We start from the raw sequence: 18739 nt of genomic DNA, 5'->3' as shown, positions 1-18739 counted from the left end.
ATGAGCTCGCTTGGATCGTGCACAGGGTTGAGTGCTCTCTCGATCATTCGTCCTCCACGAGCCAGCTCGCGCTCCGAAGGGCGTCACGGACGGCGGGCGTCACGGGCCTCGTCATCTCCTCGCCGATATGCGCCAAGAGGCCGACGATCCGGCTGGCGACGGAGAACCCGCGATGCAGTTGCCATGGCACCCCCATCCCTAGTAGCAAGGCCGCAGCGGCGCCCGTCGCATTGACGTGCAGTGTGCGGCCGGTGCGATCGCCCACGGACTGACCCACCAGCTCCAGACGCCGGACCTCGTCAGAGGCGACATTGTTCTCCCTCGCCACGCGCAGAAGCCGGGCGGCGCGCGGGTCACCTGCCCGATGCAGGCGATGCCCGAATCCGGGTACCTTCCCTCCGTCGGACAGGACCGAGGACACGCAGCCGCGGACCGCCTCGTCCTCCGGGGCGCCACCCTCTACCACGGCCGCGATCGTGTCAAGCAGCCGGCCGGCCTGCTCCATGGAGCCGAGCAGGGAGCTCCCCGCGCCGAGAATCCCGGCCGCGAGCGCACCCTGCACGGCGTCCGGTGCGGAGAAGTACGTGAGCCGGGCGCTCAGCGCACTGGGCTGCATTCCGTGGTCGGCCAGACACACGAGGACGGCATCCGCGACGCGCACGTGCTCGGGGAGCGGAGAACGACCCGTGACGGCGAGGAGCAGCAGCTCCGAGTACCCGACGACGCCCATGAGATCGTCGACAAGATCGTGCTCACGGAACTCTATGCGTTCGGCGTTCGCATGCCCGACGGCGGTCGCGATGTCGAGCCCTCCGACGTGCCAAGAGGCGTCGTTCACGAGGGGTCACCTGCTCGCAAAGCGAGCGCGTCCAGGACGATGGCTTCCCCGTCCACGATTCGCACCGGGTTGCATTCGAACTCGGTGAGCGATCCGGATCTCACGAGAGCATCCAGCCGACGGAAGACGCGTGAGAGGTCATGAGCCAAGGCCGCGATATCGGCTGCCGCAGCCTGGATCTGCGGGAAGATCCTCAGCTTGACCAGCTCGCGCTGAAGATAGGGGGCATCGTAGGGAGGGATGATCGTGCGGAGATCACCGATCTCGTTGGCCCAGATCCCCCCGGCACCGATTACGGCCCGCGTCCCGAACGTGCGGTCACTCATCACACCGACCATCAGGTCCGGGCCGGGCGGGATCTCTTCCACCACGATCCCTCGGCTCATACCGAACGAGTCGACCAGCCGCTGATGAGCGTTGGCGAGCTGAGTGGAATCCTGGATGCCGCCGACGATGGCGCCCACCCGTGCCCGGTGCGCGATGAAGGGCTCGACGAGCTTCAGGAAGACCGGATACCCGATCCTCTCAGCGGCCGCGACGGCATCCTGCTCGCGGCTGATCTCGATGCTCGCCGGTACCCGGGTCCCCAACTGAGCCAGAAGCGAGGTCGCGGCGGCCTCGTCCAAGTGGGAGAGGTCGGGGATCTGCACCCCCGTCACGTCGACCGGGACTTCTCCCGGCTCGATCACGGCGATCTCGTCAGCCAATCGTTCCCGGCCACGCTGAACCATACCTATGCCGCGCACGATTCGCAGGGGATCCCCGGAGACGGCCAGCCCGGCTTTCGCCGCCTTCGCCCTCACCTCGTCGCTGACCCCCAACCAGGCGACCGACAGCGGGTTGCGAAGCGTCGGGCGGGTGCGCACGAGCACGTCGAGCAGCTCTTCGTGCAAGTACTCCATGCTGCCGAGGAAGACGAGCAGACCATCCACGTCGGTATCGGCGTCCAACGTCTGCAACGTGTCGGCGAGGATCTCATGATCTGTGATGACTTGCGGAGTGAAGTCGACGGGATTGCTCAATCCAGCGAACGCCGGCAGGCGCGCCCCCAACGCCGCCCCGGTGTCCGAAGAGAGATCCGCTAAGCGCACGCCGAAACGGTCGCACGCGTCTGAGATGTATGCCGTCGCGCCACCTGAGTTCGTGCCGACCGCGAGGCGATCCGTCCGCGGATAGACGGTGAGTGCACGCGAGACGTCGACAAGATCGTCCATGCTCTCCAGTCGTATGACGCCCGTGCGGTCGAAAAGCGCGCCGTAGGCCGAGTCGTCACCCGCGAACTGGGCGGTATGAGAGGCGACCGAGCGGCGACCGTGCTCCGAGACGCCGGCCTTCAACAGGTACACCGGTTTGCCCGCTGCGCGCAGCGCCTCGAGAGCTGCGGCGAGCTCCCCGCCATCGCTGACGCCCTCCAGATAGCCGACCACCGACTTCGTGGCGTCATCGGTGGCCAGGAACGACAGGTAGTCGGCGAAGGCGAGTCCCGCCTCGTTGCCCGTCGCGATGACGTGCGAGAACCGTGCGCCCGCCCAGTACGATTCGGTGAACAGGTTGAAGGCGGTCCCGCCGCTCTGCGACAGCAAAGCGACGTCGCCCGGCTCGATGGACGGCATCGTGCTGAGGGTGGTCGCGAACGTCGCGCAAACGCGGTTCGTGAAGGAGGCCAGCCCGAGACTGTTCGGGCCGAGCAATGCCAGATCGTGCTCGTTTGCGATCCGCCGCAGCCTCTCCTGCAGCCGAGCTCCCTCTGGACCGACCTCGGCGAACCCGCCGCTGAGTATCACGCCCGCCTTCGCTCCGTGCGCAGCCGCCTTCTCCACCAGTTCGTCGGTGGCCTGTGCGGGCACGCAGAAGATGTACATCTCGACGTCGGAAGGCAGGTCGGAGATGTCCGCGTACGCGGGCAGGCCCTGGATCGTCTCGTACTTGGGGTTCACGGGGTAGAGCCGTCCCTCGTATCCGCGCTGGGACAGAATCTGCAGGGGACGACCCCCGATCTTCTCCGCGTCGTTGGACGCTCCGACGACCGCGATGCTCGAGGGATCCAGCAGCTGCTTGATATGACTAATCCGTTGCGATCTCACATCATCCCCTTTCTGGCGGGCGCCCATCATGCTCCGTCGCCCGCACCGGGGCTCGCGGAAAAGGCCGCCTGCAGGTCCCCGGCGTGCATCGCTGCGAAGAGGTCTCGAAGCGAAGCCAACAGCAGTGGTGCCGGATTGGCGGGGCGCGGATAGTCCCCATAGCAGGTGTCGGCCATGCCTTGCGCGACACTCGCTGAAATCCCCAGGTCGGAGAGGGATCTGGGCATGGACAAGCGCGAGAGCAGGCCGTCTAGACTCGCGCTGGCGTCGGACAAAGTGTCACCGAGACCCCCGGTCACGGCACGGGAGAGGACTTTCCCCGTGCTCGAGCCGTCCAGCGCACGCGAGTTGTATGCGATGCAGTACGGAAGCGCCAGCCCTGAGGCGATCCCGTGGGGCACGTGGACGACATTGGCGATGCAATAGGCGACCGAATGCCCCAGCTGCACGCCGGCGTTCAAAGCGAGCCCCGCCGCATGTGAGGCGTAGAAGCACTCCTCGAGCGCGTCGCGATCCCCGCGCACTGCCGCCTCGATATTCGCGACCAGGCTCTCGATCGCGCTCACCGAGTTCCGGACGGTGCTCCAGGAACGATCCTTCGACATCATCGCCTCCGCAGCATGAGCGAGCGCGTCCAACCCTGTCGAGGCAATCACCGCTGCCGGGAGCCCGTCGAGGATCCCCGGGTCGAGGACGACGTGTCCGCCCGGGTACCGGGACGACACGGAGATCCTCTTCGCGCCTCCCACCGTCACCATCGCGGCACGAGTCACTTCTGCCCCCGTTCCGCACGTGGAGGGCACGAACGCCAGCGGCGCGATGCCTCCGGGCGGCTCGATCGGACCTACCCAATCGGCCGCTCCCCCGCCGTTCCGCACCAGCACAGCGAGCATCTTGGCGGCATCCATCACTGACCCGCCCCCGACGCCGATGACGTATGCGTAGTCGACGCCCCGGGCTCGCTCGGCTGCCTCGTCGATGCGCCCGTCATCAGGCTCCGTGCCGAGCCCCCCTATCACCGTCGGGCTGAGCTCGGCACGCCTGAGGCCCCGCTCGAGTCGCAGATAGGCCTCGTTGTCGCGCAGGTGGTCGTCCACGACCACCAGGACACTACTCGTCGTGAACCCTCGCGGGACGAGATACTCTCCGAGTTTCGCCGTCGTCCCGCGACCCGCCAGCGTCACGCGGGGAGCGATGAACTCTGTGGTTCCTTGCATCATCATGCTGACCAAAGCGGTACAACCTCCGATAAATCGATCGAGTGGCGACTGTGGGGAGCTCTCATCACGACGCCACGGCTTCCGCCGCTCTGACAGGAATGGTCCGGGGCATCGTCACCGGGTGATGGCACGCGACGAAGTGCCCCGGCCCCAGCTCCCGGAACATCGGCTCCTCCTCCGCGCAGATGCTCGATGCGAACGGACATCGCGTCCGAAAGCGGCACCCGCCCGGAGGCGCCATCGCCGAGGGCATCTCGTCCGTCTTCACCTCGATTCCCGCGCTGTCCGACGAGTCGTCGGAGGCACTGGCAAGCAGGACCGTGTACGGATGCATAGGGAAGTGGAAGAGCTCCACAGAGGGAAGGATCTCGCACAGCTTGCCCAGGTACATGACCGCCGTACGGTCCGTCACATTCCGGACGACGCCCAGGTCGTGGGAGACGAAAACCATCGTGAGTCCAAACTTCGACTTGAGGTCCTCGAGCAGGTTGAGCACCTGCGCCTGCACCGACACGTCCAAGGCGGAGACGGGCTCGTCGCAGATCAGGAGCTCCGGCGACAGGATGAGCGCGCGCGCGATCGATACCCTCTGGCACTGTCCGCCCGAGAGCTGATGTGCCAGACGATCCCCGACGAGATCGGGATCCAGGCCGACTGCTTCGAGGGAGCGGGACACCAGCTCGCCTCCCGGGTCCTTCCTTCCCCACACCTGAAGGGGGTCCCCGACGATGTCCCTCACTCGCCTCCTCGGGTTCAGCGAGGAGATCGGGTCCTGAAACACGACCTGCATACGAGGCCGGATCGATCGCAGCTGCGCGGGCGCCAGACTCGTCAGCTCTTGCCCTTCGAAGGTGATCGAACCGGACTTCGATTTGAGGAGCCCGGCGATCGCCCGGGCCGTCGTCGATTTGCCGCAACCTGACTCGCCGACGAGTCCCAGGGTCTCTCCCCGAGCGATGTCGAAGCTGATGTTGGACACCGCGTGGACCGTCCGGCCCCGCCCGACGTTGAACTCCACCACCAGGTCCTTGACCTGCAACGGAATATCCTCTTCCGCAGGGTCTCTCAGACTTGCGTGTCCTGATCCTGCCATCAGTGGTACACCCCCTCGACCGGGACGAGCGCGAGCCCAGTCGCCGTCCTCCCTCGTTCCAGATTGACCTTGCGCGCCTTCTCCCCCTCGGGGGTCCCGAGCGGGAACCAGCATCGGTAGAGGCGGTCGCCTTCCTTCGTCGCCGTCAATGGCGGCGCCTCGGCCACGCACTTCTCCTGTGCGTAGGGACATCTCGGGCTGAACCGACAGCCTCGAGGGGGGTTGATCGGGTCCGGCGGCTTTCCGGGAACAGCCTGGAGCCGGACGTGGTTCGGGCCGGAGCGAGGCGGCACGGAGTCCAGCAGGGCACGGCTGTAGGGGACCTTGGGATCGGCGAACAGCACCGAGGTCGGCGCGGACTCGACGATTTGCCCTGCATACATGACGATGACCCGGTCAGTGCGTCCGCGGACCGCCCGGAGATCGTGGCTCACCAGGATCATCGCCATCCCCGCCTCAAGCTGCTTTCTGCTGAGCAGGTCGAGGATCCTGGCGGCAACCGTGACGTCCAGTGCGGTCGTCGGCTCGTCGGCCAGAAGGACACGGGGCTCGGATGCGAGCGCGATGGCGATGGCGACCCTCTGTCTCATTCCGCCGGACAGCTCGTGCGGGAACCTGCGGAGCTGACGCTCCGCGTCAGGAAGGCCTACCGAGCGGAACAACTCGATCGCGAGCTTGCGCGCCTCGTTTCGGCTCAACCGGCGGCGATATCGCACGGACTCCATGAGTTGACTGCCGACCCGCCTGACCGGGTTCAGCGACGTCATCGGGTCCTGCAGAATCACTGCGATCTCTCTGCCCCAGTAGTCCCTCAGCTTCTTCGGGCTCAATCGCGTCAGCTCTGTGCCGTCCATCGTGACTTTTCCAGAGAGGACGGTATTGCGGCCCGGCCCCACCAGCCCCATGACCCTGCGGGTGAGAATGGTCTTTCCCGAACCCGTCTCGCCGACAATTCCCAGGCCTTCTCCGTGCGCAAGAGAGAAAGAGGCACCGTCGACGGCCGTGATCGTGCCTCTCCCCGTCGTGAATCGAACAGAGACGTCATCGGCGTGAAGGAGCATCGAACCGGTCTTCATGTCGTCGCTCACAGAACTGTCTCCCTAATATCGACCCGGCCCTGCAGATGCTGGCCGATGATGTTCGCCGATAGCACGGTCATGAACATCACCGCGGCAGGCATGAGTGCGGCGTGGGGATGGGTGATCAGGTCGGCCCTTCCCTCGGCGATCATGCTTCCCCACGTCGGTGTCGGAGGCGGCACTCCCAAGCCGAGGAAACTCAGCGCGCCGGCCGCGACGATGAACACGCCGATGATCACGAACGCATACGCCGCGATCGGCAGCACCAGGCTGGGGACGATTTCTCGCAGGACGATGCGCACCGGCTTGGCGCCGTATGCGCGCGCAGCCATGACGAACTCCCGCTTGCGCAGCACCATGGTGTGGGCCCGCGAGATCCGGATGAAGCTCGGGATGCCCAGCAAGCCCAACGCCAGGATCAAGATGAGGAGGCTGGAGCCGAACACGGCGACGATCGCGATGATGAAAACCAGCGCAGGAAAGGCCAGGATCACGTCGGTCATGACCATCACCACTCGCCCGAAGTGCCCTCCGCGGTATCCGGCGATCACTCCGAGGGTGCTCCCTACAAGAACACTGATCAGGACTGCGAAGAAGCCCAGCACCAGATCGACGCGGGCCCCGTAGATGGCCCGGGAGAGGATGTCACGCCCCAGATAGTCCCCGCCGAGAGGATGTGCGAGCGACGGCGGTCCGCCCAGATTGTCATAGTCAGGAAGAGTCGGATTCGCGATCGGCAGCACGTCCGCGAAGACGCCGGCGAATATCAGCGCGGACAGCCAGACGATCGCGATGACGAGGACCGGGTCCGGCCGCTTCGACAGGCGCCATCCCCGCCGATGGAACCGCCTCTTGCGAGCGACATCCGTCTCCGCACCCAGGGGGATGTCCGACCGGCTCAGCGCTCGATTGGTTGTTGTCATGAGTTCCGCGCTCTCGGGTCCAGGAGGATATATCCCACATCGACCAGCAGGTTGACGACGACGTACACGACGCAGATCACCAGGAGCGCGCCCTGCAGCATCATGAAGTCCCGTTCATTGACGGACTGTGCGAGAAGAGCCCCCATTCCCGGCACCGCGAACATCGTCTCCACGATCACGGTGCCACCGATGACTCCACCGATGCTCACCCCTGCGATGGTGATCAACGAGAGAGATGACGGTCGCAGCACGTGCCCGCGCAGGACTTGGCCCGGGGGGAGGCCCTTCGATTTCGCCATCAGCACGAAGTTCTCCCGGAGGGTCGATATGGCGTCGGACCTCAGCACCTGTCGGTACACGGCCGCTTCAGCGGGCACAAGACACATCACCGGCAGCGCGATGCTCCACAAGTTCCGCAAGGGATCCTCGTCGAAACTCACGTAACCCGTCGCCGGAAATATCGAGAGCACACCTCCGGCGAAGATGTAGATGAGCACCAGCCCGAGAACGAAGCTCGGAGTCGCGAGGCCTCCGAATCCGAGGACCCCACCAATCCGGTCGAACCACCCGTTCTCGCGGTACGCGGAGTACAGCGCCCAGGGAATCGCTATCGCCAACGCGATCGCCTGCGAGACCAAAGCGATCTCCAAGGAGACCGGGAATCGGGCGAGCAGCGTGTCGGCCACCGACTGATTGGTGACGTAAGACCTCCCGAGATCGCCCTGAAGGACATTGAGTATCCACGCCCCATAGCGGACCAACATGGGTTGGTTCAAGCCGAGACGCTCCCGGACCGCGTCCACTTGGTCCTCGGTCGCGCCCTCGCCCGCCACGATCTCCGCGGCGTCTCCCGGAATGAGATCAACCAAGGAGAAAGTGGCGAACGTGGCCACGACGAGGACCGCGAAGAGGTGTAGGGCTCGCTGAGTAATCGCTCTCATCTAAGACTGTTCCCGCCGCACTTCTGGGCTATGACGGTGCAGAGTGCACGGAAGTTCCCGTATTTCTGCATCACGATTCCACCTATGTCTCTGCCGAACTCGTCTGCTGGTCGGTCCCTGCCCCGAAGTCAGGCTGTTCGCCTACTCCACCCAGATTTCGGCGAAATAGGTCGGGCCAGACGACCCTCGTACGACACCGTGGACATACGTCTTCGAGATCAGGCCAAGGAACCCGGGCGCGTACCACAGGTTCACCACATCCTCATTCGCGAGAACTTGGACCTCGTTATAGAGCCGAATACGCTCTTCTTCGCTCGTGGCGCTCCGCGCCTGCTCCAGGAGCTCGTCCATCTTGGGGCTGGAGTACCTGTTCAAGTTGGAATATGCGCCCGTCTCGAAAAGCTCCTCGAGAAGCGGATACGGTTGCGACGACCCGTGAAAGCCCTTCGATGAGATGTTGAAGTTGACCTCTCGGATCTCCTTGATCAAGGTGGCGAGGTCGTGCTGCTTCAGCTCGACGTTCATGCCGACTGCCTCCCATTGCGCCTGCAGGAACTGCTGGGTCTTGACAGCAGACGCCGAGTTACCGCCCTCCAACGTGAACGACGGGTCTCCGCCGTCGGCGACGTATTCCTCTACCAGCTTCTTCGCGGCTTCCTGGTCGGTATCCGGGAATGCTTCCGCAGCTTTCTCGCTGTAATACGCCGAGCCCTTCCCGATCGGGGTCTCCGATCGTTCCATCTGCCCATCGAAGAGCACCTCGGACATCTGGTCGTAGTCGATCGCCATTACCGCGGCTTGACGCATCCGAATGTCGTCGAACGGTGCCTTGTCGTGGTTGAACGGCAAGTACGTGCCGCCTTCGCCACCGAGGTAGTACTTGTGCTCCGGGTTGTCGACGAGGCGCAGGAAGTCGTTGACGCCGTTCGACTCGATCAGGTCCACTTCACCGTTCTCGAGACTGATGGCTCGAGTGTCCGCGTCGACCCGGGGCACGAAGGTGATCGTGTCGAGATGCGGTAGGCCCTCCTGCCAATAGTCATCGTTGCGCTCGAGCACCGCCTTGTCACCCCGAGCCCACGACACGAATTTGTAGGGCCCAGCTCCCACCGGGTGGTTGGTATAGTCGGCCCCCCACTGCTCGATCGCCGCGGGAGAGCCCACGACACCCAGACTGGCGATCGACGGATTCTCCGCGAAGAAGGCGGAGAACGACGCATTCGGTTCCTTGAGCACAAACTGAACGGTCAACTCGTCTTCAGCGGTGAGCGTCTCGATGTCCGAGGCGTACAGATGGGCCGCTGCCTCCGGAAGATCGATGATCCGCTGGATGTTGTAAATCACAGCATCTGCGTCGAGAGGCGTGCCGTCGTGGAACCGCACATCGGGTCGCAGTCCCATGACCCACGTCTTCCCTGCGTCCGACGTCTCCATCGAACTCGCAAGATACGGCACCGCCTCACCGTTCTCGTCATACCGCATCAACTGGTCGTAGATCGCCATCGCCGGAATGTTCAGCTTGGCAATCGTGTCGAAGGAATTGATATCGGCGAACATTCCGACTGTCAGCTCACCGCCCTTGACGGGTGTCCCTCCTTCACCAGGAGGGTCGCCGAACGGCATATGAGGATTTTCGATCTGATCGATATCAGCAGACCGCTGATCGTCGGACGGTGCGGAACTCCCTGGCGCCGTGCATCCCGTCGCGAGCAGAACTGCACCGACAATGGCCGTGAATACGGCGAGCCCGCCATGCTTACGCTTCATTGCGCTCCCTATCGCTTTTCCGAGCACGACCGCAGCTCACAGATCGCGATCGTGCCTCATACTTCGGCCGCACTGTCGACATCGACCGACCGACTCAATGCCCCAGCCCGCCAATGCCTCTCGGTCGAGGCGCTTCACGTTCGGGTAAATGGTTCAGGTGACGGCTTCTGAGCGACGCCCGCCGAGGTGTGGTGGCGTGGCGCCGTCAAGCACTACTTCGTACCGGTAGGCAATGACTTTATCATCACTCATACCCCCCGTCAACGGCCCCGGTTCCCGCCAGACAACGGATATCGTCACCTACACCCCTTGAGAACATCAACGATGACGATGGAGGAGCAGCCCGCTTCGTACCGTGGTGATCCGCCCCACTCACGGGCACACGCCGCTCTGATTCGACCTCCCTTGCTCCAGCGCGACGAGCTGGAGCATGGGGGCGTGGCCGACCCAGGCCCGGCCGGAGCGCAGAAGGAGGCTCATCGGCTGAGGTGAGCTTGATGTCGGAATACCGTGGGCTCGTCGAGCACGTCACGTTCACGGAGTCGTACTTCTCAGTCGCGGAAGGTGAGCACGATGAACATGGAGACCTATCCGTCTTTCATGAACGACACGACCGAGCGGTCGCGCCGCGGGCAGATGCCGGCGGCAGACCGCGGCGACCCAGCACGTGCCCTCGGGTTGTCGGACAGAATCCACCGGCAGGCTCGTGCCGTCGCGGGGCTGCGTGTCAGCCACAGGAAGCTTGCACGGTGACCGCCCTCCTACTGCATCCGATCGGGCTGGACCGGACCACCTGGGACCACGTTCCGATCGAGGACGCGCTTGCCGTCGACCTTCCGGGCCATGGCAACGCGCCCTGGGATGGCATGCGGGGTCTGGGTCAAGTCGCGGACATCGTCCTCGACATGGTCCCGGCCACCGCTGAGCCACTCGACCTCGTGGGAGTGTCGCTCGGCGGGATGGTTGCCTTGCATGCCGCGCTGCGTCACCCGGGCTGGGTCCGCTCCATCGTCGTGGCATGCGCGCTGGCCGCGGCGCCGACCGAGGTCATGCTCGAGCGGGCGACGAAGACGGAACTGGTCGGAATGCATGGGATGACGTCGTCGATGATCAGCCGCTGGTTCACCCCTGACGCGATCGAGACGCGCCCGCGGCTCATCGCGAGCACTGAGCGTCGTCTGCTCGCGGACGATCCCACCGTGATCGCCCACTATTGGCGGCTCATCTCCACCCATGACGTCCGAGCCCAACTTCGTCGGATATCGGTACCGACCACAGTCATCGCTGGACGAGCCGACGTCTCCGGCCCACCCGCCGCGGCACGTGAGCTCTCCGCGCGCATGCCCCAAGCACGCTTCGTGGAACTGCCCGGCGCTCATATGCTTCACCTCGAGGAGCCACGAGCGTTCGCCGATGCCGTGCCTCGGCACAGGCTCGCCGCCTGAGGTCTCCGCTTCACTCGTCGCTGAGCGCGGGGCCTGAGAATGGCCTTTCGTCCCAGAGCGGTCGGCGCGGGCGATGTGCGAGTGCCCGCGCCGCCAATCCCGCAGGCAGGTCCTCGATCCTCGGGGGGCTCCAGCGTGGGTCACGATCCTTGTGCACGAGCTGCGCGCGGATGCCCTCGGGAAGATCTGGCTGGGTCGTCACAAACCAGTCCACGAGCGCATACTCCTGCGCGAGCGCTTCCCGGATGCCCGGAAGCCGTCGCGCCGAACAGATGGATTCCAGCGTGACAGCCATCGACATCGGCGAGAGACCGGCGAGAAGCTCCACCCTGCCGGTGGCCGCGAGGCGGCGGGAGATCTCGTCGAGGTCGTCTGCGGAGAACACGTCGTCGATCCACTCCTGCTCCGCCGCGAGCACTGACGCCCCCGGCGTCTGCGCGAACGACCGCACCGTCTCGACGGGATTGGAGCCGGCACCCGCCACCAGCGCCTGCCGCAGCGACTCGATTCTGTCGGATGGCACAAACAGATCGGCGAAACCGGCATGGATCGCGTCGGCGGCGGTCATCGTCGCAGCGGTGATGCCGAGATACTCCCCGAGGCGTCCGGGGGATCGTGCCAGCAGCCACGAGCCGCCGGCATCGGGCGTGAATCCGATCCGCGTCTCCGGCATCGCGAGCTTGGAACGCTCAGTCACAACGCGGAGTGAGGCATGGCCCGCGAGTCCGATCCCTCCGCCCATGGTGACACCGTCGGCGATCGCGACGATCGGCTTCGGGTACTCCGCGATGAAGGCGTCGAGAGCGTACTCCGCGCGGAAGAAGGCCATCGCCTCCTCCTCCTGCCCGGCGGACAACGTGCCGTAGAGTGCACGGACATCGGCCCCTGCAGACAGTCCGCGCTCCCCGGCGCCGTCAAGGAGTACGACGGATACCTCGGAGTCTTCGCTCCAACCCTCCAGCGCGCGCTCGATCTCGAGGACCATGCCGAGATCGATCGCATTGATGGCTTCCGGGCGGTTCACCGTCAGTCGGCCGACACCGTTCTCGATGCGGGCGAGGACACGGGAAGGCTGTGAAGTGACATTTACCATGTCATCTCCACTCTGTCATCGGTCGTTCCCCTTCGCATCCGGTCATCCCTCCCCGCCTTCCACCCATCTGCGATGCCCAACGATAACGTCGCGGAAGCCGTCCGGGTTGTCGAGATGAACCATATGACTCCCCGGGGTCTCCACCATCCGACTGTTCCGCAGCAGCCGGCCGATGCGAGCGACGCTCCCAGGACCCACGACGTCGTCCGTGGCCTGCACGAGCGTGACCGGGACGACCACCTCAGGCAGCTGGTCACCAGTGTCGGTCCCCGCCATGGCCCGTTGCATGAAGGCGAAACCCTCCGGCGTGATCGTCGCGATCCTCTCGCGGATATAACGGACCCCTGGCCCGTCCGCGGCGATCGTCTCCGGGCGGAACCAGCGTCCAACGAGCTCGTCACTCCCTGGCAGGACCCCGGTTCGCAGCACGTCGTCCGCCCGTGCGACCACCGTGGCCGGATCGCTGAAGCCGGACGGGGTGTTGGCGAGGACAGCGGATCGTACAAGGTCCGGATGCCTGATCAGGAGATACTGACCTACGATTCCGCCGAGCGCGACACCGACGATGTCGACGGGCTCCGTCAGCGTCACGGCGATCTCGTCGGCAATCTGGGCCATGGTGATCGGCTCGGGCGGGCGCTCACCATGTCCGGGGTAGACGGCTGTGCGGCCGGGGAGACCGACGAGATCAAATGCGTGCTCATCCTGTGTGAGCCCAGGCAGGAATACTGTGTCCGTCATACCCCACCCCTCGACGCGCCCGATTGTGTTCACTTGGCCTACGAAGCATCCGTGGCGCACGGCGACATGCTACATACATACACCGTCGGGACTGCTGCGTGGGTAGGTGACGGGCTGTAGCCACACCGCGATTGCGATGGCATCCCTGGGCACCGGCTGCGCCCCGCCGAGCTGCTCCGCTCCATGGGCCGCGTCGCGTCGAGCGCCGACAACGCGCTCATCGACCTTTGCTGTCATGCCCGACTAGACGATCGAACTTCCTGCGGCGGCCGCGATTATGTTGCCGCTATAGTTGGCCGGGCGACGGCGACCTCCCAGCTAAGTCGCCCGCCGCGCAGGTCACGTCGCCGCGGCCGTATTGTTCCCCCTCGCCGCGCCCGACTCGCTTCACTCCTTGAGAATGGAGAAGCCCACTCGATGGTGTTGATCATCCCCTACCGCGGTGTCACCCCGACCATTGACGCCACTGCATGGATCGCGCCCTCGGCCACCTTGATCGGTAACGTCATAGTTGGCGCCGGCGCCAGCATCTGGTTCGGGGCGGTGCTCCGCGGGGACATGGACCGCATCGAGCTCGGCGCCGGAAGCAACCTTCAAGACAATGTCGTCGTCCACACCAACGCCGGTATTCCTACTCTGATCAGCGAAAATGTCGGGGTCGGCCACCAGGCGATCATCCACGGGGCACGCATAGGGTCGGGGGCGCTCATCGGAATGGGCGCGAAACTGCTGAACGGCTCCGTCATCGGCGACGGAGCACTCATCGCCGCAGGGGCGCTCGTGTTGGAGGGCCAAGAAGTGCCACCGGGACACCTCGCCGCAGGCCTCCCCGCGAAGCTCCGCGGCCCGCTTAGTAAGGAGATGGCCGAACGCGTGCGCCGCAACGCCTTCCATTATCAGTTGCTCGCAAGAGAGTATGCAGAAGCCGAACCACAAGGCGGGACAATCGATCACTCGTCAGGCTCATAGCTGGAAGTCCGCCACGACCGGAGCAAGGTCAGGTATGGCGACCATGCCGCGAGCTGCGTCCTCGCGGAGGATGCACCCTGTCGCGGCACTCAAGGACAGCCTCGGCCAATCACGTCCAAGCCGCGGTGAGGTCCCGGTGACAGACTGACCCTGGCTAGATGCTCCGCCTTCGCTACGTCCGGCTCAGACCGCGCGGTTGAAGCCGCCGTCCAAGACGATCGTCTGTCCGGTGATGAAACTGGCGCGCGGCGAGCATAGGAACGCGCAGAGGTCCGCCACGTCTTCGGGTACACCGTTACGTCGGACCGGTACCAACTGCGCACTCAGATCGAGCTGTTCCTCGAGCGTGTGCCCGTCACGGTCTGCGAGGGCCTGCAGAATCTCGACGAGCCGGTCGGTAAGCACCGGTCCGGGGGCTATGTTGTTGACGGTCACGCCCGCTGGGCCGAGGTCGGTCGCGAGAGCCTTCGCGGTGATCGCGATGCCCGCACGTGTCGCCTCCGAGGCAACGAGGTGACTCTGCGGTTCGCGGATGCCGTAGCCGGTGATTGTGATGATCCGGCCGCTGCCGGACCGCTCGAGATGCGGTATCGCCGCGCGCATCAGGCGCACTCCACTGCGCAGCACGAGGTCGATCGCCGCCTCCCAGACACCCTCGTCGGAATCGGCGAAGGTCTTCGTGGGTGGCGGACCGAAGTTGACCACGAGGCTGTCGAGACCGTCGAGCAACTCGGCTGCCCGCGCGATGGCCGCGTCAATGGCCGTCTCGTCCGTCAGATTGCAGGCGATGCCCGCCACGGCGCCGATCGACTCGGCGGCGGCCTGCGCACGGGCCTCGTCGCTCGACGAGACGACGACATGTGCCCCCTCGTCGACGAGCGCCTTCGCGCAAGCGAGGCCGATCCCCTGACTCGCTGCGGTCACGAATGCGCGATGGCCCGAGAGTTGCAGGTCCATGATGTCCTCCTGGTATGTCGTCTGGTTCGTAGACGCGCATGGGCCGTACTTGCCAAGCTCTGTGGCGTCGCTCCCCATCCCGCCTCCAGCGGCCGCACTCCGGGCGACAACGGCCTGCCTGCCGCAGCGGAGACCGTGCCGCCGACTTGCCGCGGGCAGCCACCTGACGACACAGGAGCATCGAACGCCTCCACCGATCGACGGCCCGGCGACCAGCGCCGACGTTGCATTCCTCACCCTTCGCGAGCATCGAGGCTCTTCGCGTCGGCGGCGCGGCTCCTCTCCACCTTCTCCAGAGCGATGGCGATGGTCGCCAGCTTTTCGAGCGCCCGATTGAGCGTCGCGACCTCATCGCGGTTGAGAGCGGAGAGGAACGCCTCGTTGCGTGCCCGTGCCGCGGAGATGAGTCCTTCATACGTCGCCGTGCCGCTCGTCGTGAGCGCCAGCACTGAACTGTTCCCCGGTCCGTCGCTGCGCGAGATGTACCCACGATCCACGAGTCGCGCGATCACCCGGCTCATCTGGGCGGGATCGATACCGGCGAGACGCGCGACTCGATTGGTGGTGTTCGCCCGACCGGACGCGATGAGCGCCAGGGCACGCCACTCCCCGAGGCTGACATCGAACTCGCGGCGGAAGAGGAGCGCGGCCCCTCGTTCGAAGGCGCTCGCCACGCGATGAAGGCTGTAAGAGAGCAGGTCGGTGATGACAACATCACCTGTACGCGGCGCCTCGGCGTCCGTGCTGGCTGGTGCCATCTCGTCGATCCAATCTGGTCTCGAGTTACGGGCTCTTCCTCGATCGTGCACTATCGACAAAGTCCACAGCTGAGTGCTCCGATGAGTGCCGATCCGCTGAGGTCCACTATTCCGCATCTCGCGTCACATCGAAGAAGATCGTCGAACATGTCGAACACGTGGCTCCCGTCACCCTCGGCAGTTCTCGACCGTCCTCTCACCTTCGATGCTCCTCGGCGGCGCCGGTACGAGCACGGGGCTCGGCTCGGCGCTGACCGATTGCATCGAGGGCAGGGCGCTCAGTGTCTTGCTCGCCGTCGACGACGCGGTCCGCGAGGTCGGTGCGGACGACGGGATCTGAGGCGGTCCCGCGACGACGGGCCGATAAGCGGGCACGAGAAGATGCGTGTCCTGGGGATGACGGCCCCGTCGGGGGCGTCGCTGGTACGGATCTTTCCGCGATGCCGGCGTGGCCAGGGCGGCGCCGAAGAAGCCGCGAGCACCGTAAGAGAAAGCTATGACCCGCGATCCCAATGTTTTCAAGGGATCGAGGGCCACGGACCAGCGCGGAGACGGAGGGATTTGAACCCTCGGTCCCCTTACGGGGACTCCACCTTAGCAGGGTGGTGCACTAGGCCTGACTATGCGACGTCTCCATGCATCCGCTTCGCCGAAGCACACGGATGCGCCCAGCAATCATAACCCGGACGCACACGTGCCCGAGAACCACGGCAACCGCAGGCAGGAGCCAGAGAGTACGACGCCCGAGCCCGCCCCGCAACCCCGCTGTCCGCACGGCTTCCCCGCTCCAGACTCGGGACCATGACTGACACGCCTGACCGCCGCGAGCCGGTCGCACCGACCGAGCGCCTGGACGCATCGACCTACGACCGCGACACCGCGGCCGGCCGCTACGACGGGGACGTCGCCCCTGCCCCCCGCACCGACGATCCCGCCCTCCGCAATGAAGTCCTCGCGCGCGAGGAGGAGCGCTTCGGCGGGTTCAAGTTCGGTTCCGCGTTCTTCGGCTGGATCGCCGCCATGGGCCTCGCGCTCCTCCTCACCGCCCTGATCGCCGCGATCGGCGGCGCGATCGGTGCGGTCGCGCCCGACGCGGCGGAGAACGCCGTCAATACCGCGACCGACAACATGGGCGTGACGACGATCATCGGCGCGATCGCCCTCGCGCTCGTGCTGTTCATCTCGTACTTCGCGGGCGGCTACGTCGCCGGCCGCATGGCGCGGTTCAGCGGCGTCAAGCAGGGCCTCGCGGTGTGGCTGTGGGCGATCATCATCGCCGTGATCGTCGCCGTCGTCACGGCGGTCGGCGGAGCCCAGTGGGACATCCTGGGGGCGCTCGGCGGCTTCCCGCGCATCCCGGTGACTCCCGAGACGGCTACGACCGCCGGCATCCTCACCGCCGTCGGCGCCGCAATCGTGACGCTGGCGGGCGCGCTCCTAGGAGGAGCGGCCGGCATGCGCTATCACCGTCGCGTCGACCGCGAGGGCTTCGGCATCTGACGGGCGGCCGAGCGCGAAGCTAGCGCTGCGGCTGTGTGCAGGTGACCTGCGCGGCGGTCGTGCCGGTGACCGACGACGGAAGCTCGACCGCGGCATCCGCAGGAGGCGGGCTCGCGGCATCCGTCGGCTCCGGCGCCGTCTCGGTCGCCTGCGGAGTGGGCGAGACGGATGCCTCGGGCGCCGGCTTCGCCGCTTCACCGGCTACTTCGGGAGCGCCCGCCGCCGCACTCGTCGAACCGGTGAGCACGAGCGCCTTGTTCTCGCGCAACGCGGCGAACAGCACATCGCCCGCGTCGCGCACGGGGACCACGTCGCTGCGGCCGTCGCCGGGGATGTAGCGCGTCGGGTACTGCACGAACACGATGTCGGAGTAGTCGACGTCCTTCACGGCCATAGCGATCTGCACCATGAGCGTCGGATTGGTCAGCGACCGGCTCAGCACGAGCTGGCCCTGCGTGACCTGCGTCATCGCGGTGGTCGCGAGCGAGAACAGCGTCGACGGGTTTGAGAGCACTGACTCGCCCTGCAGCCTGCGCACGAGCGACGACATGAACTGCTGCTGGTTCGAGATGCGCCCGAGGTCGGATCCGTCGGCGATGCCGTGGCGCATCCGGAGGAACTGCAGCGCCTGGACCCCCTCCAGGGTGTGCGTGCCGGCGGCGAGCGTCAGTCCGGTGTGCGGGTCGTGCACGTCGCCCGTGACGCAGACGTCGACCCCGCCGATCGCATCGGACATGTTGATGACGCCCGTCCAGCGGATCGCGCCTGCGAACTGGATGTCTTCGCCCGTCAGCGCCTCGACCGTCTTCACCGTGCACGCGAGCCCGCCGTACATGTACGACGCGTTGATCATCTGCGAGCTCATCGCCGAGTACTCGCCGCCCTCGGCTCGCGGGCACGCGGGAATCGGCACGAGCATGTCGCGCGGGAACGACACGACCGTCACGCGCCGGGGATTGTCCGAGATGTGCAGGAGCATCGTGACGTCGTTGCGCTCGCCCTCGGTGTCGCCCGCCTGACACGCGCCCGACAGCGCCGCGTTCGCGCCCTCGCACGAGTCCGTGCCGACGAGGAGCACGTTGACGCCGCCCTCGATCTCGCCGATCGTCGGCGGAAGCGGCTCGTCTTCCTCGAGGTCGACGGCGTGGTCGGCGACGGCGCGCGCGGTGTCCCACACGGCGAAGGCGCTGACGCCGACGACGCTCACGACCGCGACGAGCACCACGACGCCGAGCATCGCGAGGAGCTGCAGGAACGGGTTCGGTGCCGAGAGCGCGCCATGACGGGCGATCGGATGCCGCGGCCCGCGCCGCGCGAAACCACCCGCCACG

Annotated in this window: 17 protein-coding genes and 1 tRNA gene; 4 read left to right on the top strand and 14 right to left on the bottom strand. The window is 65.8% G+C overall.

All coding sequences use genetic code 11. The features are described from left to right. Positions 1 to 43: 43 nt before the first annotated feature. From BJ991_RS04940 to BJ991_RS04905, 8 genes are all read right to left on the bottom strand, one after another. Entirely contained in the window at positions 44 to 838 is a 795-nt protein-coding gene (locus BJ991_RS04940) for a citryl-CoA lyase (protein ID WP_179487993.1), read from the bottom strand. Then, the gene (locus BJ991_RS04935; protein WP_179487991.1) at positions 835 to 2949 is read right to left on the bottom strand and encodes an acetate--CoA ligase family protein; all 2115 of its coding nucleotides are present in this window, start codon (positions 2947 to 2949) and stop codon (positions 835 to 837) included. The genes BJ991_RS04940 and BJ991_RS04935 overlap by 4 nt, the downstream gene beginning before the upstream one ends. Beyond that, positions 2949 to 4139 carry an iron-containing alcohol dehydrogenase family protein gene (locus BJ991_RS04930; RefSeq protein WP_246301253.1) on the bottom strand — a complete coding sequence of 397 codons (1191 nt, stop codon included), beginning with the start codon at positions 4137 to 4139 and terminating at the stop codon, positions 2949 to 2951. The genes BJ991_RS04935 and BJ991_RS04930 overlap by 1 nt, the downstream gene beginning before the upstream one ends. 67 nt (positions 4140 to 4206) lie before the next feature. Next, entirely contained in the window at positions 4207 to 5181 is a 975-nt protein-coding gene (locus BJ991_RS04925) for an ABC transporter ATP-binding protein (protein ID WP_218852867.1), read from the bottom strand. A gap of 53 nt (positions 5182 to 5234) precedes the next feature. After that, entirely contained in the window at positions 5235 to 6323 is a 1089-nt protein-coding gene (locus tag BJ991_RS04920; protein WP_218852866.1) for an oligopeptide/dipeptide ABC transporter ATP-binding protein, read from the bottom strand. Then, on the bottom strand, positions 6320 to 7237 hold the full coding sequence (locus BJ991_RS04915) for an ABC transporter permease (RefSeq protein ID WP_179487985.1): 918 nt from the start codon (positions 7235 to 7237) through the stop codon (positions 6320 to 6322). The genes BJ991_RS04920 and BJ991_RS04915 overlap by 4 nt, the downstream gene beginning before the upstream one ends. Continuing rightward, positions 7234 to 8178 (bottom strand): ABC transporter permease, encoded by a 945-nt coding sequence (locus BJ991_RS04910; RefSeq protein ID WP_246301034.1) that lies wholly within the window; start codon positions 8176 to 8178, stop codon positions 7234 to 7236. The genes BJ991_RS04915 and BJ991_RS04910 overlap by 4 nt, the downstream gene beginning before the upstream one ends. Positions 8179 to 8319: 141 nt before the next feature. Then, a complete protein-coding gene (locus tag BJ991_RS04905) occupies positions 8320 to 9945 on the bottom strand; it encodes an ABC transporter substrate-binding protein (RefSeq protein WP_179487981.1) in 1626 nt (541 codons plus the stop codon). Between the two features lie 749 nt (positions 9946 to 10694). On the opposite strand from BJ991_RS04905, the gene BJ991_RS04900 reads away from it, so the two are divergent. Continuing rightward, on the top strand, positions 10695 to 11390 hold the full coding sequence (locus BJ991_RS04900; RefSeq protein WP_179487979.1) for an alpha/beta fold hydrolase: 696 nt from the start codon (positions 10695 to 10697) through the stop codon (positions 11388 to 11390). Between the two features lie 10 nt (positions 11391 to 11400). Here the strand turns inward: BJ991_RS04900 and BJ991_RS04895 are convergent, their stop codons facing one another. Both BJ991_RS04895 and BJ991_RS04890 read right to left on the bottom strand, forming a co-directional pair. Next, positions 11401 to 12483, bottom strand: coding sequence for an enoyl-CoA hydratase/isomerase family protein (locus BJ991_RS04895; protein WP_179487977.1), 1083 nt, complete (start codon positions 12481 to 12483; stop codon positions 11401 to 11403). Between the two features lie 42 nt (positions 12484 to 12525). Next, a complete protein-coding gene (locus tag BJ991_RS04890) occupies positions 12526 to 13224 on the bottom strand; it encodes an alpha/beta fold hydrolase (protein WP_179487976.1) in 699 nt (232 codons plus the stop codon). A gap of 417 nt (positions 13225 to 13641) precedes the next feature. On the opposite strand from BJ991_RS04890, the gene BJ991_RS04885 reads away from it, so the two are divergent. Continuing rightward, a complete protein-coding gene (locus tag BJ991_RS04885) occupies positions 13642 to 14193 on the top strand; it encodes a gamma carbonic anhydrase family protein (RefSeq protein WP_179487975.1) in 552 nt (183 codons plus the stop codon). A gap of 183 nt (positions 14194 to 14376) precedes the next feature. On the opposite strand, the gene BJ991_RS04880 is transcribed toward BJ991_RS04885, so the two are convergent. After that, positions 14377 to 15150 carry an SDR family oxidoreductase gene (locus tag BJ991_RS04880; RefSeq protein WP_179487974.1) on the bottom strand — a complete coding sequence of 258 codons (774 nt, stop codon included), beginning with the start codon at positions 15148 to 15150 and terminating at the stop codon, positions 14377 to 14379. A gap of 233 nt (positions 15151 to 15383) precedes the next feature. Then, positions 15384 to 15824, bottom strand: coding sequence for a MarR family transcriptional regulator (locus tag BJ991_RS04875; RefSeq protein ID WP_218852865.1), 441 nt, complete (start codon positions 15822 to 15824; stop codon positions 15384 to 15386). 289 nt (positions 15825 to 16113) lie between these two features. Here BJ991_RS04875 and BJ991_RS18585 point away from each other — a divergent pair, with 289 nt between their 5' ends. Next, positions 16114 to 16248, top strand: coding sequence for a hypothetical protein (locus BJ991_RS18585; protein WP_281363921.1), 135 nt, complete (start codon positions 16114 to 16116; stop codon positions 16246 to 16248). 206 nt (positions 16249 to 16454) lie between these two features. Here BJ991_RS18585 and BJ991_RS04870 read toward each other — a convergent pair. After that, positions 16455 to 16543, bottom strand: a tRNA-Ser gene (locus BJ991_RS04870). 166 nt (positions 16544 to 16709) lie between these two features. Here BJ991_RS04870 and BJ991_RS04865 point away from each other — a divergent pair. After that, entirely contained in the window at positions 16710 to 17408 is a 699-nt protein-coding gene (locus BJ991_RS04865) for a hypothetical protein (RefSeq protein ID WP_179487972.1), read from the top strand. A gap of 19 nt (positions 17409 to 17427) precedes the next feature. On the opposite strand, the gene BJ991_RS04860 is transcribed toward BJ991_RS04865, so the two are convergent. Beyond that, on the bottom strand, positions 17428 to 18738 hold the full coding sequence (locus tag BJ991_RS04860) for an LCP family protein (protein ID WP_343048654.1): 1311 nt from the start codon (positions 18736 to 18738) through the stop codon (positions 17428 to 17430). Position 18739 lies beyond the last annotated feature (1 nt).

Origin of the sequence: Microbacterium immunditiarum, from assembly GCF_013409785.1 — a bacterium.
Taxonomy (GTDB): Bacteria; Actinomycetota; Actinomycetes; order Actinomycetales; family Microbacteriaceae; genus Microbacterium; species Microbacterium immunditiarum.
The sequence above is the reverse complement of the archived record's forward strand: the minus strand, read 5'-3'. Positions and strand labels throughout refer to the sequence as shown.

Coding starts and splice junctions, on each gene's coding strand:
- BJ991_RS04910 (WP_246301034.1), bottom strand. CDS start 8,178: ATGAGAGCGATTACTCAGCGAGCCCTACACCTCTTCGCGGTCCTCGTC.
- BJ991_RS04930 (WP_246301253.1), bottom strand. CDS start 4,139: ATGCAAGGAACCACAGAGTTCATCGCTCCCCGCGTGACGCTGGCGGGT.
- BJ991_RS04880 (WP_179487974.1), bottom strand. CDS start 15,150: ATGGACCTGCAACTCTCGGGCCATCGCGCATTCGTGACCGCAGCGAGT.
- BJ991_RS18585 (WP_281363921.1), top strand. CDS start 16,114: ATGCTCCTCGGCGGCGCCGGTACGAGCACGGGGCTCGGCTCGGCGCTG.
- BJ991_RS04915 (WP_179487985.1), bottom strand. CDS start 7,237: ATGACAACAACCAATCGAGCGCTGAGCCGGTCGGACATCCCCCTGGGT.
- BJ991_RS04905 (WP_179487981.1), bottom strand. CDS start 9,945: ATGAAGCGTAAGCATGGCGGGCTCGCCGTATTCACGGCCATTGTCGGT.
- BJ991_RS04895 (WP_179487977.1), bottom strand. CDS start 12,483: ATGGTAAATGTCACTTCACAGCCTTCCCGTGTCCTCGCCCGCATCGAG.
- BJ991_RS04890 (WP_179487976.1), bottom strand. CDS start 13,224: ATGACGGACACAGTATTCCTGCCTGGGCTCACACAGGATGAGCACGCA.
- BJ991_RS04885 (WP_179487975.1), top strand. CDS start 13,642: ATGGTGTTGATCATCCCCTACCGCGGTGTCACCCCGACCATTGACGCC.
- BJ991_RS04865 (WP_179487972.1), top strand. CDS start 16,710: ATGACTGACACGCCTGACCGCCGCGAGCCGGTCGCACCGACCGAGCGC.
- BJ991_RS04935 (WP_179487991.1), bottom strand. CDS start 2,949: ATGGGCGCCCGCCAGAAAGGGGATGATGTGAGATCGCAACGGATTAGT.